General features: G+C 54.3%; 12 protein-coding genes. 2 read left to right on the top strand and 10 right to left on the bottom strand.

The annotated features are described in order from the left end of the window. The first annotated feature begins 50 nt into the window (after positions 1–50). Positions 51–542, top strand: coding sequence for an SDR family NAD(P)-dependent oxidoreductase (locus tag AC1DWG_RS20115; RefSeq protein WP_477788257.1), 492 nt, complete (start codon positions 51–53; stop codon positions 540–542). Positions 543–588: 46 nt separating this feature from the next. Here AC1DWG_RS20115 and AC1DWG_RS20110 read toward each other — a convergent pair whose 3' ends face one another. From AC1DWG_RS20110 to AC1DWG_RS20070, 9 genes are all read right to left on the bottom strand, one after another. After that, positions 589–1,296, bottom strand: a complete 708-nt coding sequence (locus AC1DWG_RS20110; RefSeq protein WP_477788256.1) for a dimethylsulfonioproprionate lyase family protein — start codon at positions 1,294–1,296, stop codon at positions 589–591. Positions 1,297–1,369: 73 nt separating this feature from the next. Next, positions 1,370–2,695 carry an NAD(P)/FAD-dependent oxidoreductase gene (locus tag AC1DWG_RS20105; protein ID WP_477761945.1) on the bottom strand — a complete coding sequence of 442 codons (1,326 nt, stop codon included), beginning with the start codon at positions 2,693–2,695 and terminating at the stop codon, positions 1,370–1,372. Positions 2,696–2,709: 14 nt separating this feature from the next. Next, positions 2,710–3,603, bottom strand: a complete 894-nt coding sequence (locus AC1DWG_RS20100) for a dihydrodipicolinate synthase family protein (protein ID WP_477756924.1) — start codon at positions 3,601–3,603, stop codon at positions 2,710–2,712. Positions 3,604–3,699: 96 nt separating this feature from the next. Beyond that, entirely contained in the window at positions 3,700–4,851 is a 1,152-nt protein-coding gene (locus AC1DWG_RS20095; RefSeq protein ID WP_477788255.1) for an MFS transporter, read from the bottom strand. A 97-nt stretch (positions 4,852–4,948) separates the two neighbouring features. Further along, the gene (locus AC1DWG_RS20090) at positions 4,949–5,983 is read right to left on the bottom strand and encodes a GlxA family transcriptional regulator (RefSeq protein WP_477788254.1); all 1,035 of its coding nucleotides are present in this window, start codon (positions 5,981–5,983) and stop codon (positions 4,949–4,951) included. A gap of 48 nt (positions 5,984–6,031) precedes the next feature. Continuing rightward, complete coding sequence (locus tag AC1DWG_RS20085; protein WP_477760212.1) at positions 6,032–7,381, bottom strand: MmgE/PrpD family protein; 1,350 nt, start codon at positions 7,379–7,381, stop codon at positions 6,032–6,034. A gap of 86 nt (positions 7,382–7,467) precedes the next feature. Then, entirely contained in the window at positions 7,468–8,466 is a 999-nt protein-coding gene (gene proX / locus AC1DWG_RS20080; protein ID WP_477788272.1) for a glycine betaine/L-proline ABC transporter substrate-binding protein ProX, read from the bottom strand. Positions 8,467–8,580: 114 nt separating this feature from the next. After that, positions 8,581–9,549 (bottom strand): glycine betaine/L-proline ABC transporter permease ProW, encoded by a 969-nt coding sequence (gene proW / locus AC1DWG_RS20075; RefSeq protein WP_477761943.1) that lies wholly within the window; start codon positions 9,547–9,549, stop codon positions 8,581–8,583. A 48-nt stretch (positions 9,550–9,597) separates the two neighbouring features. Continuing rightward, on the bottom strand, positions 9,598–10,635 hold the full coding sequence (locus AC1DWG_RS20070; protein WP_477760210.1) for a quaternary amine ABC transporter ATP-binding protein: 1,038 nt from the start codon (positions 10,633–10,635) through the stop codon (positions 9,598–9,600). A gap of 450 nt (positions 10,636–11,085) precedes the next feature. On the opposite strand from AC1DWG_RS20070, the gene AC1DWG_RS20065 reads away from it, so the two are divergent. Next, complete coding sequence (locus tag AC1DWG_RS20065) at positions 11,086–12,039, top strand: LysR family transcriptional regulator (RefSeq protein ID WP_477761942.1); 954 nt, start codon at positions 11,086–11,088, stop codon at positions 12,037–12,039. Between the two features lie 114 nt (positions 12,040–12,153). On the opposite strand, the gene AC1DWG_RS20060 is transcribed toward AC1DWG_RS20065, so the two are convergent. After that, positions 12,154–13,389 (bottom strand): aromatic ring-hydroxylating oxygenase subunit alpha, encoded by a 1,236-nt coding sequence (locus AC1DWG_RS20060; RefSeq protein WP_477756084.1) that lies wholly within the window; start codon positions 13,387–13,389, stop codon positions 12,154–12,156. Between the last annotated feature and the right edge of the window lie 198 nt (positions 13,390–13,587).

Raw genomic sequence — 13,587 nt, 5'->3', positions numbered from 1 at the left:
GCCGGTGCGACGCGCTTTATCACACCCTATCGATGCAAGGAGTACATGAAATGGGAAAACTACTTGGAAAAGTCGCTGTAATCATAGGCGGCGGCAGTGGCATCGGCCTCGCCTCAGCGAAGCTGTTCGCCGAGGAAGGCGCAAAAGTCGTCATCGTCGGCCGCACCGAATCCGCCTTCGATAAAGCCGCCACCGAAATTGGCGAAAGCGCCGTGGCCATCGTCGCGGATGTTTCCGATCTGGAAGCACTGGACGCCCTCTATGCTGAAGTCGGCACGCGCTTGGGCAGGATCGATGTGTTGTTCGCCAACGCGGGCGTCAGCAGTCTCTCGTCGTTCGAGGCGGTGACGCCGGAGGACTTTGACAGGCAGTTCAACGCCAATGTCCGCGGTCTGTTCTTCACCGTGCAAAAGGCGCTGCCGCTGCTCAGCGAGGGGGCGTCGGTAATCCTCAACGCCTCGGTGGCGCACAAAAAGGGCTCCCCGCTGCATTCGGTCTATGCCGCGACCAAGGCGGCTCGGCATTCAATATGTGTGACTTAGATCCGAGTTGACGGGTGGCTGCCGATGTAACTAAGCGAATGCTGGATTACGGCTGCTCTGATCGTCCGCCAGGGAACACCAGATCCGCTGAAATTTTGCGTTCACGAATGGGCTGTGACGATTCGTTTATCAGGCCCCATAGTGCTAGCAGCGGCTTGTGGGTAGACCTCATTGAATGGACAGCTGATGGGGGGTTGAACACCACACCGCCAGGCCCCGGATTCCACCATCCGACATCTTCCCGGTACCAATCACCTTCTGATAAAACGACGTAGAATTCTGCAGGGGGATGCGCATGGAAGGGGTAGCAAAGGTTGGGCGCCATCACAGCCAGTCCCACTGTCATCGTTGAACATTCGAACAGAGCGCCTTCTCCGAGAATCAATGCATGCCGATGTTTTTCTTCGAGGCCGGCATCATCCCTTTCAGTAGCGAGTCGCTTTATCCACCGGCTATTGCGTAATAGGGGCTCAAGCGCTGTTAGCAGAGTTTTGAAGTCACGCTGAATTTTGGGAGCGTCAGACAACGCCTGTGAGACCGTGGAGTGCAAGGACGAGGGCAGGGGGTTGCCCTTGAAGGGAGGCAGGCCGATGTTCAAGTGGGCATCAGCCAAGGAGCGAACACAGGTTTCAGTATCCCCGCCGTCGATCCCGCAAAGTGGGGAATGACGGGCAAGGATTCGCAGGAGTGCCTCCCGCATAATCACTCCATGCATCAGGAGTTCTTGCTCCGACATATTGCAGTTGAATTGCATAGCCCTTTACCTCTCGAATAGACAACGCGGGTCGCCGTGGGAAACGCCTTTGATTTACCAAGGCGAGGTCACCTTACTCACGGCCAGCGAGCAGCTCTTTCATATAAAGATTGGCGCTCGCCCCGATACTGAGGAAAGGTTCTGCTGGCAACTTCTTGGGCGGCGCGTAGTCGTTGAAGATGTCGAGAATCGGCGTGCTTTTTTCCATCGCGAAATCTGCTGCGGCGATCCCGGCAGCGGTGGATTTAGACGCCCCAAGGCCGTTGCAGCCGCAAGCGCTGATCACACCAGGCGCAACTTCTCCAAAGGCGGGTACTCCGTTCAGTGTCACCGCCATTTCCCCACCCCACCGGTACTGCATACGAACCTTTGGTAGCATCGGAAAACGACTGGCGAATTTTTTATCATGAGCCTTGCCAGCGCTGTTCACCGCGTTTTCGCTGACCTGCACCTTGGTGCTAAAGGTGTAGCGTGAACGAATCAGTATTCGATCACCGTCCCTGCCAGCGATTCGCCGCACGGTCGTGCCCATGGGCAGGGCAGGGGTGGCGGCCCACTGTCTTTGTCCAGAAAGCAGGTCGGGATCAAACGCCTCCGTCATGGATGCATAGGTGAAGATAGGCATGAGCGTCTTCTGAAAGAAGCCAAAGTCACGCGCGTATCCATTGTTGGCCAAGATTATTTTTTGGGCTGTCACGGAGCCGTCAGGTGTCTTGATCAGCCAGCTGCCGTTTTTAACTTCAAAGGATAAAGCCGGTGTCTGCTCGAATACCTGTACCGGTGCACGCAGGCTATCGGCGACGCCTCGGATGTATGCAGCCGGTTGCACAATGACCGTGCCAGGCATGAACAGGCCAGCCGTATAGGCAGGTGTACCTGTGATCTGCGAAATTTCCGTAGCACTGAGTATTTGATGACGCTCGCCTAAAGCTGTCAGTTGCTTCGCATAGGCCTTGATATGTTCTTCGCCGCGCGATCCCATGGCCACGCTGTATCGCCCGCATGGATTGAAGATCTCAGGTCCCCATTGCTGATCTTCAGCAACACCGGCAGCGAGATCGATCGCGCTTCGATACAGGAAAATATCCTGCCTGGAACGAGCCAGGGAATTTCCGCCGTAGTCATCTGAAGACACTTCGTGTGGCAGGTCGATGATGAAGCCAGAGTTGCGTCCTGCGGCACCTTCCCCAATGATCGTGGCCTCAAGCAGGGCGACAGTGGTCGTGGGGTCGATTTGCGAAATTCTGTGGGCAGCGGAAAGGCCCGCAAAGCCTGCGCCAATGATTGCAATATCGACTGTAATTGCCTTTTGAAGGGGAAGCGTCGGCGTTCGCCGGTCCAGCAGCTCAACCCAACCGGAGGCCGTGGTCAGTTTCGGTAATTTTGAAGCGACGAACATGGTGTTCCCCTTGCTCAGGACGCTGCGGCTTCGAGTTCTACCAGTTGCCCTAGCGCGTCGCGTAACACTCTGGTCCGCTCGGCAGACAGGGGAGTCAGGGGACGCCGGGGTTGGCCGGCGCCGTATCCGGTGATGTTGGCGCCGGCATAAACGGATTGAACGTAGTCGCCCTCCCAAATCAGCGACATCACGGGTTCAAGCAGCATCCAGATTTCCCGAGCCTCATCCCAACGATGTTGGGTGGCGGCTTTTACCAGCGCGACGCAGGTCTTGGGAGCCATGTTCGCACCGCCCCAGATGAGCCCTGCACAGCCAGCAAAGAGCGCATAGGGAACCAAAGGGTCAGCGCCATTCATGACAGGCAACCCGGTGCGGATCAGTGAGGCTTGTTTGCCGAGATCGCCGCTGCTGTCCTTGACGCCTGAAAAACCAGGGATCAGGCACAGTTTTCGGTGAAGATCCGGAGTGACTTCGACGCCGACCGCTTGAGGTACGTTGTAGCCGATGATCGGCAAGCCGGCCTTCGCTACGGCTGAGTAAAAATGGATCACACCCTCGTCGTCGGTAGGGCCTTCAAAAAAAGGCGGCAATACCATGACCCCATCAGCACCACATTCAGCGGCGTGTAACGTCCGCTCTACGACATCGTCTACCAGCAGGGCCGAGGTCTGGACGATAATCTTGGTGCGGCCGCGTATTACCTTCGATCCAAAGGCCACCAACTCCCTGGATTCCTCCTTGGAAAGATAGACATGCATGCCGGTGCCTGAACTCAGGACGAACCCATTTACTCCCGCACTGATGTAGCGCTCAAGAAGGGTTTCAAAGCGTGCGAAGTCGATCTTCCCGTCGGTGTCGAACGGGGTAGTCACCGCAAGGTTGACGCCTGGGAAAGCAAAATCACTCATCTTCTGAACCTCTCCGTGGGGGGGATAACGCTGAAGCAATTCTTATTGAGTCTCTCCAGGATGAAGTGGAGAGATATCGCGCCTGAAAAGATTCGGCTAATTGCGAAGTATTCGAGCTGTTGTGCTGACAAAAACCAGCAGAACAATCAGGCAGCCCAAAGCGAATGACAAGGTGCTTAGATGGGCGACTGCCCCAATAAATACGGGACCTATCAGAATGCCCGCGTAGCCCATCGAGATGACTGCGGGGATGGCAACCGCCTGTGGCATGCGTTGTTGCCGGCCTACAGCGGTAAAGATCACTGGGACAATGTTCGAGCAGCCAGCCCCGACCAGGGCATAGCCGACCAGGGACGCGGGCCAGCCATCGATTCCAAGCGACACGAGCATGCCTGCGGCTGCGCAGAGCCCGCCTAGCGCAACTACGCGCACGCCGCCTAGCTTGCTGACGATGGCGTCTCCCGTCAGGCGGCCCACCGTCATTGCAGCGGCGAAGGATGCGTAGCCCAAACCGGCGATGCTCGGCTCTAACCCTCGATTCGAGACAAGGAAGACCGCGCTCCAGTCAAGCATTGCACCTTCAGTGAGGAATACGATGAAACAGAGCGTCCCTAAAAACAGCACGATACCCCTGGGCACCGCGAACAATGGCCCGCCACGTTCAGTGCCATAAGGCAGCAAAGCAGGTGCAGCCTTGTAAAGTGCTCCCAAAACGGTGGCAACGATGCAGAGCGCAGCCATCAGCGGATCCAGGCCGAAGGTCAGTAAAGCGGTCATCGCCCCGGCGCCCAATATGCCTCCGACGCTGTAAAGGCCATGGAAGCCGGACTGAAGTGCCTGCCCGCTGTTTTTCTCGACGATGACGGACTGTATGTTCATGGCGCAATCAAGCATGCCCATGCTGGCGCCGAAGATAATGACAGCTATCACCAGGCCAGGTAGCCACACCACGGTGCTCAAAAGCGCAAGAACGGCACACAGTGCAATAGTTGCCCAGATGACGACCGGTCGGCACCCATAGTGCGCAGTGAGATATCCAGCAAACGGCATGGCTACAATAGATCCGCCGCCAAGGCCGAGAAGCAGCAACCCCAAGCCACCATCGTCCAAACCAACGCGTGCCTTTACCAATGGAACCAGAGGCGCCCAAGCGGACATGAGTAAGCCCGCGATGAGGAAGGCAATGCGTGTAGACATCCGCTCGCTGTAGTTAGCCGTCGGTATCAACACTGACGATGGAGCATTCATAATTCTCGGTAATCCTTATCGATGATGTTAACCATCATTTGCTCGGCTTAGACTTTGCGGATTTCTTTGGTTTTTTGCGTGCTTGCGTTTCGGAAAACTAACGCCTGCGCTCATACGTCGCTCTATAGCTACTTGGCGCTACGCCAAAAAAGTCACGAAAGCGCATATGGAAGTTGGCGAAACTGCAAAAGCCGGTCGCGATCGCGATATCGGTGATCGGCCGATTGCTCTGCAGAATAAGCTGACGCGCTCGAGTCAAGCGCAGTTCCAGGTAGTAACGTGTGGGGGTGGCGCCGACGAAGCGGCAGAAACGGCGCTCCAATTGTCGTCGGGAAATGTTCACGCATTCGGCCAGTTCGTCGATGGAAAGCGGCTCTTCGATGTTCTTTTGCATCAGTTCTAAAGCGAGCTTCAGGGTTTGTGGCAAGGTGGGGTCAGAGTCAACGATGACCGTCGATATCCCAGAGACTTCAGGGGTTTGATCGCAACTGAGTATTTCCTCGACAGCATGGGTCAGCGACACGCCTTGTTTAGCAGTGATGAGTTCCAGCATCATTCGTAACGAACTGCTGGCGCCGGCGCACGTTATGCGATTTCTATCGATGACGTGAGTTCGACAAGAGACCAGGACTTTGGGGAAGACATCCTCCATCATCGCTCGCCCGTCTGGATGGAAGGCACACTCGACACCGTCCATTAACTGAGCTTCCGCCAGGAAAAAGGCGCCGTTCCACAAACCGCCCATGGTCGCACCAAGAGAGGCGGCGTTACGTAGCTTGCGCCGTAATATCGGATCGCTGATCAACTTCACCCGTAAACCACCTGCGACGATGAGAACGTCGATACGATCTGGCAATTGGGATAACTCCAGGTCTGCTGAAATTGCAATTCCCAGATCGCTCATGACCAGACGACTTTTGATACCAACGGTCAACACTTCGAATGCCTGTGTCTCGCTAATCAAGTTTGCGGTCACCAGCGCATCGATAGCGCCGGTGAACGACATCATCGAGAAATTGTTCAAAAGCACGAAAGCTACACGAGTCACCGCCTGCGGCATTGATGGTTTCTCCGCCGTATAGGAGTACCCCATGTTCTTGTCTTTAAGCACGCTCTCGAATACGAATGGCATAAATCCTCTTTGACACCTTTACCAATAGCTACGAAACCGTTGCGCAATCTAGACAGCGGTTTTTGGAGCAGACAGCAACAAATCAAAGAATGACTGGCAGTCATCACTCTCAGGCAGTGCTTCAACACTGTTCTTGATCGCATTGCTGAGCGTGGATCCCAAGCTGTCATCAGCCAGCAAATGATATTTAGCCGTGAGTTCGGCACTCGACATAGGGTTGCCGGGGTCGCCCTTGGCCGTCGCGGTAGGGCTCGTAAGACGCGTGCCGTCTTTCAGGGTAACCGTGACGCGGGAGAGAATTTCCTCCGGGAACCTGGCGGACAGGTCGGGCGCCTCATGAAGGATTATCTTCTCGCTGATGTTCAAGATGTCCGGCGCATGAATGGAATCCCCAGTGACTTCGTCAGGGCCCAGCTTTCCGCGAACGATCAAGGCGGCAAGTGGGAACGCTAGCGCATACTGGGCCTCGTCCGCATTCTTCGGAAAATGCCCCTGCAAGCACACAGACTCATGGAATGTCTCGACATTTATGGTCTCGATCAACTCCGCAGTGATGACTGGATACGCTCGCATCAAATCGGTCATGGCCGTGAGTGCCGGTTGCGCCCAGCGACATACCGGCCACGGTTTGAAATATTGTTCATCGATCTCCCAGCGGGTTCCGATGTCCTGCCAGAAAGTGGAAATCTCCAAAGGTTCAACGGTAGCGGCTGGAGCGCCAGTGACACCGAGCTGTGCCATCAGTAATGCGTTCAGTCCGGCATACGCCCCGGCGCCGTGGGCATCACGCAACATCGTCGGAAAGCTCACCAGGCGCATCATCGGGCACCTCGGGCCAAAATATTCCGCGATACCCAGCGCGTGACGAAACGTCGTTTCATCCAGTTTCAGCAGGCGGGCTCCCGCACAAACGACCCCGATTCCGGAAAACGCGCCTGAGGCATGATATTCCGGGGCAGTGGCCATTAAGGCCTGGCCCGCACGCAAGGCCGTCTCGTAACCAATGCACAGTGCGCTGAGGAACTCCTCGCCGCTGATGTCTTTGCCTTGACTGCGATACGCGTCTACCAATGCAACAATGGCCGGGACAACAGTTGCACCCGCGTGCCCCTTGGATGTGAAGTGACCTTCATGTGCATCCAGGCTATCTACGCTGAAGCCGCCTGCATAAGCGGCCCCCAATGGATGTACGGCTCTGCCGTCGAACCAAAGGCGGCTGGACAGCTTATTGGCTGAGTAGTGGGTGTCAGCGTAAGTTTTGAGCATAACGCTGGTTTGATTGTCGCGGGCTCCGGCGGCCACACCAATGATGTCGAGCAGGCAAGTTTTAACCAGCTCGCGTGTATGCAGGGGCGCGTCCTTGTAACTGAAATTCTGGACGAATGAATACAATTGCATTTCATGATTCCTGAATGATGAACGCCGAAACGGATAAAAAAGTTGCCCGGCGAGGGGCAACCTTTACGCAGCTTTAGATGACCAGACTACTTCTTTGCGGTGGCGGTATTTGCAGCGGCGCGGGCGTCTGCTATCCAGCTATCGTACTTTGCGCGATGAGCGGCGATCCATTCCGAGGCATGGCGCGTAATGTCAGATGCACTTTTCTCACCATTGTGCATTTTGAGATTCTGCGCGCTTTCGTCGTCGGTGGTGATCTGCATTTCAGACAAAAACTTTTCCGCCGCCGGATTCTTCTCGGCGAACTCTTTGTTAACAACGGCTTTGACGACGTCTACCGGGAAACCCAGGTTTTTGCCATTGAATGTAGTATTGGTATCGTTCTTGCCACTCGGAAGATCGGTACGCGGCACGGTCAGCCACACAACATCTTTGCCTTCGACCAGTACACCGGAAATCCACTGAGGTACCCAGGTGTAATAGAGAATCGGCTTGCCTTGTTTATAACGAGCAATGGTGTCGGCCATCAGGGCAAAATAGGAGCCCTGGTTATTTGAAACGGTCTTGTTCAGGTCATAGGCTTTCATATGGTGTGCAATGATCAGTTCACAGCCCCAACCGGGGTTGCAACCCGTCAGGTCCGCTTTACCGTCACCATCGCCATCGAACAGCTTGGCAATCTCCGGTTTCTGCAAATCTGCGATAGACGTAATGTGGTGCTCATCAGCCGTTTTTTTATCAATCATGTAGCCCTGCAAAACACCCGGCATAATGTCGCCGGACTTCACCATCGTGTCATCGCCACCGGCTTTTTTGTAAAAAGCCTCATGCAGCGTCTCCCACATATGTACCGTGAAGTCAGCATCGCCACCAGAGATCGCAACAAACATGGTGGAGTACTCGGTCTCCTTGGGAGTCTGAACTTTGTACCCCAGCTCTTTAAGGCCCGCCATTGCAATCTCTCCGCGAAATCGCTCTTCGGCGATGGACGGGAAGATGGGGGTGATTGATATCCCTTGGCCGGGTTGTTGCGCTGTCGCAGCGGATGCGAAAACAGGTGATACCGTTAATGCTAGAAGCACCATAGAACGAATAAATTTTTGTTTCATTGCGCATTGTGTGAAATTCATTATCGTCTACCTTGCGTGGTTTAAGGAGCCAGCTTTTTATTGGGTTCAGGCGGCGCGCTGCTACGCGGGTTAACTTTTCTTTGGCCTGATATCTATTTCTTCTTTAACGACACTTTGTCTTTTCAGGCGATACAACACCCCTACAGGGCCTGTCTGGTACCAATGTTCGCCTCTGGTTGCTCTATTGCTGCGCTCGCCCATTGCCTGGGTCAGGCGGTCAAGGAAGATCGCCAGTAAAACCAAGCCCAGGCCACCCACGGTCGCCAGGCCCATATCGAGGCGCCCAATACCGCGAAGTACCATCAGACCCAGGCCACCCACCGAGATCATCGATGCGATCACAACCATCGAAAGTGACAACATCAATGCCTGATTCAACCCAGCCATGATCGTAGGGGCGGCCAACGGAAACTGGACTCGCATCAGCATTTGACGTGGGGTACATCCGAAGGCTCTGGCTGCCTCGACCTTATCCTCTGGCACTTGCCTGATTCCCAGGTTAGTAAGCCTGACGAGCGGCGCCACCGAGAAGATGATCGTGACCAACACCCCCGGTACGTTTCCGATACCAAACAGCATGACGACGGGAACCAGATAGACGAACGCTGGCAGCGTTTGCATCGCGTCCAATACCGGGCGAAGAAGCATTTCCAATCGGTTACTACGGGCGCACAGGACTCCCAGCGGTATGCCAATAATCGCGCAGAAGAACAGTGAAGTGAGCACCAGCGCGAGGGTTATCATCGCGTCATTCCACACGCCGATCACCCCTAAAAGGGAGAGGGTAACGAAGCAGAGGATGCCTATTTTTTTTCCTCCCACCTGCCAGCCGAATAGCGTTGCAGCAATGATGAAAATCGACGGAGGAATAGACAGCAATCCATATTGAATGCCGTTCAGAACTTGATCGATTGGCCATCTTATCGAACGAAATATCTCACGGAAATTTTGTACCAGAAAATTTAGGGCGACCTCTACCCATTGGCCCAAGGGGACGTTGATGGATTGAAACGGGTCTAGAAGACTGAATTCGTTCATGCTAATCACCTGAATGTCTGAGCCTGGCAAGCCAGCGAGTTGAGACTATTAGTGACGGCTCATTGTCTGGAGCAGTAGGCTCTTGGAAATCGTGCCTTTGAAAACACCCTGGCGATCCAGCACGGCAACCGGGTTAACGGCATTGGCGACGATGTGAAAGACGTCATGAAGTGGAGCGTCAGCCTGCAGCGTAGGTGTGGACTGGTCCTTGGCGTAAGGGTGCTCAGCACAGATCTTGGCAACATCGCCAGCCTTCAGAATCTTCGAGGCATCGAAACCTTTGAAGAACGCTTTGACGTAATCATTCACCGGGTTGCAAAGCAGCTCTTGTGGAGTACCGATCTGTATCACGCGGCCACCTTCCATGATCGCAATGCGATGGCCGATGCGAATTGCCTCTTCAATGTCATGCGAGATGAAGATGATGGTGCGCTGTTGTTCTGCTTGCAGGCGGATCAATTCGCCCTGCATTTCGCTGCGAATCAACGGGTCGAGAGCAGAGAAGGCTTCATCCATCAGCAGGATGGCAGGGTCATTGGCCAGCGCTCGGGCTAAACCCACGCGCTGCTGCATACCGCCAGACAGCTGGTGCGGATAGCTGTAGGCGTGTCCCTCGAGACCTACCTGTTTGAGTGCCTCAAGTGCACGCTTATGCCGCTCGCTCTCCTCGACACCAGAGATTTCCAGACCGAAAGCAACGTTGTCGATCACACTCATGTGTGGCATCAGCGCAAACGACTGAAACACCATACTCATGTCTTTGCGACGAACGCTAAGAAGGTCGGCGTCCGAAAGACCGGTGATTTCTTGTCCGTTAAGATGGATTGTTCCAGAGGTTGGCTCGATCAGTCGATTGAATAACCGCACCATCGTCGACTTTCCAGAACCGGAAAGACCCATGATGACGAAAATCTCTCCACGTTTTACGGAGAAACTGGCATTAAAAACGCCAACGACTTGACCGGTTTTGCTGAAAATTTCATTCTTGTCAGCACCGCGAGCCAGCATCTCCATCGCGAGCTTCGGCTGAGGGCCAAAGACTTTGTAAATGTTTTTTACCGAGAGTATCTCGTCACCAAGACTCATAACCCCTCCTGTTGCAATTACGGCGTAAGATCAAGAATTTAGGTATACGTGTCTTGATCAGTTAAGACGGTGCTTTTGGGGGCAGTCAAGCTGGGAGAAGAGTTGGGAATTAGTCATTGTGACCATCCTCTTTATTATGTGATGTTTATTATTTTTGTTTTATCGACGCTGAATTTGGCAGTGCCTTGAGTGACAAGTTATTACCTAATAGAGTCAGCGTCTAACAACATTTCTTCTGACCAATCAATAACGCTATGTTATCGATCCTGCGTTGATATCCGTTTTCGATGCCGCCAGTGTTTGTTGTTCAGCGAAGCGCCGTTTTCCCTGTTGTAGACCTTCTCTTTCAGCTACTCTCAAGCATGCACTCCCAGGTGGAACCCTCCCGCCGATCTCCTCCTTTAAGGCCCTCTCATGGGGCCCCGAACCGGACATTAAATACTTTAGGTTATGGTTAAGCACATCGATCCAGATATGACGTTGCTGAAAATGCCGTCTCTGAAAGCAGTCAAGTCATTCGTAGCGGCCGCCAAATACCAGAGTTTCACGCGAGCGGCAGAGGCACTGTGCGTTACTCAAGCGGCAATCAGTCGTCAGATTCGAGAGCTTGAGACGTACCTTGGGGTTGATCTGTTCAAGAGGGTCGGTCGAGCGGTCGAGCTGACTGAGGCCGGCTCCATTTTTTTCGATGCTGCGCAGCTTTCCTTCGTAAACATCTCCCAGGCAGCGGAACGCATTCGCACCAACAATGCAGGCAAGCGAACGCTGACGCTTTGCTGTTCCCCAGCGTTTTCGGCTCTTTGGTTAGCAGCCAAACTGCCGGGTTTTTTCACTCAGAACGCTGATATCGATCTGAATCTGGTGACCACTCAAAACTTTTTGTCGATGGAACCCGGTGTAACCCCCGACATCTTCATCACCAAGATGGCCAAGGTTCAGGATGGTTATCGTAGTTATCCGTTGTTTCATGACGTCATCTACCCGGTGTGCACACCTCGATATAAAGAGGAGCATCCTGAGCTGTCCAGCCTGGAAGGGTTGCGCGATGGGGTTCTGCTAAATCTCAGCCCCTATGGCCGATCCCAGGTAGCGGAGCACGTCGACTGGGGCGTTTGGCTGGCCTATCACGATGTCGATATTGAAAAGCGGCCTCACGATAGCCCTCACGTTTTCAATGCAAACGACTACAACCTGGTGATAAGTATGGTTTTGACCCACCAGGGTGTAGCCCTTGGATGGAATCATCTGGTTGCGAATCTAATCGAAAACGGATCACTGGTTCGTCCAGTCGATCAGGAAGTGGTTCTCCATGAAAGCCAGCATTATCTGACTTTCCGTGAAGACCGGGTGAACGACGAAGCGTGTTGCCGACTACGAGACTGGATTCTCGCCCAGTTTTCCTGAGCCGTTTAGAAGATAGGAGTGCTGGCTGGGCAGTGACTCGGTTTGCGCAGAGGGGAGAGGTTTGGGTGTGCCGGTGGTGATCATTCGTGGTGCTCACCACCGGCAGTTTTGCACTTAGCCGACAGACCTTAACGGGATCGTGTCATTGAGTTGCTCAAGCATCGTTTTGCAGTACCAGTCATCAAACTGACACACACCAATTTCGCTAGCCACCGATAACGGGCCCGGCTCGTAAGCAGGGGAGCTGACCCCTACCTGTGCGCCTTCCACCAAGGTGCGATCCTGGTCATTGGTTGCAAGCCAAACCTTGGTCAGGCGATCGATGTCGTAGTCGACACCTTCCTGCGCGTCCTTCTTGACGATCCATTTTGTAGTGACCAACGTCTCGCCCGGACCGATGGGCAGAACGCGGAAGCTCAGCGCGTGATCGCCCAGAAAGTGGTTCCAGGTCGATGGGTAGTTGAAATAAAGCAGCGCACCGATGTTGGCTTCACCGGTTGTGTCCAAGCGACCGCCAACCGCAGGCTTGCCATCCATTGTGTAGCTGACGGCCCCGGAAAACAGGGGGATGCGCGTCATGCGGAAGCGACCGTCTTCGTCCATGACCAATCGGCTTGGCAGGCCTGCCGCTTCGCAGCGGTCCCAATGCTCTTTGAGTTCGAGATCCTCATCACCGCCAGCGCCGCCCACTGATGGGTTGTCGACGAATGAGTGCATCAATTCCGGGTGAGTAAAGTCGCAGTGGTAACACTCGCGGTTGTTCTCGAAAACCAGTTTCCAGTTGCCTTTCTCGATGATGTTCGACTCAAACGCGACTTTGCAGTCGTCCAGGTTATGAGGCGCAACGAAAGGGGTGACGGACTTTCTGAATGAAGAAAAGTCAGGGGCGACGTCAGCGACGCACACATAGATGTAGGTTTCGACGACCTCACAATGCACGGGTTTCAAACCATGCTGAGACTTGTCGAAATCGTCCCCCATGTTCCCGGCGAAAAGCAGTCTGCCATCCAGCTCGAATGTCCATTTGTGGTAAGGGCACACCAGCTTGGCGACCTTGCCGCTTGCTTCCGGGCACACCTTGGAGCCGCGATGGCGGCAGGCGTTGTGGAATGCACGAATCTGCTTGTCTGCGCCGCGCACGATAGCGACAGGGTAATCGCCGATTTGCAGCGACAGGTACTGACCCGACTTCTCCAGCTCAAATGTGTGCCCTGCGAAGATCCAGCTTTTGTGCCAGATCTGTTCCAGATCCTGCCTGTAAACATCTGGGTCGCTATAGAGGGCACCTGGCAGCGCATGGTCAGGCTTGCGCTGCGCAACAAGATTTGAAACTGCCGATTTAGTGCTCACGGTCAACACACTCCAAAATACCAAAGGGGCGACACATTCAGCCAGCTCAGCGAGATGAGGCTAAACGGTCTTGAGTTCGCAGTACCGTCTGTGGATGCAAGACCATCAAACCGTGCTGCTTCTATCCGCGAACCGGAACGGTTTGCCACGTCCAGGAAGCGTCTTACGAAAAATGTGCCTTCTTGGATGGTGGTGCCA

It is taken from the genome of Pseudomonas sp. P4_B3, assembly GCF_056402295.1.
The sequence above is the reverse complement of the archived record's forward strand: the minus strand, read 5'-3'. Positions and strand labels throughout refer to the sequence as shown.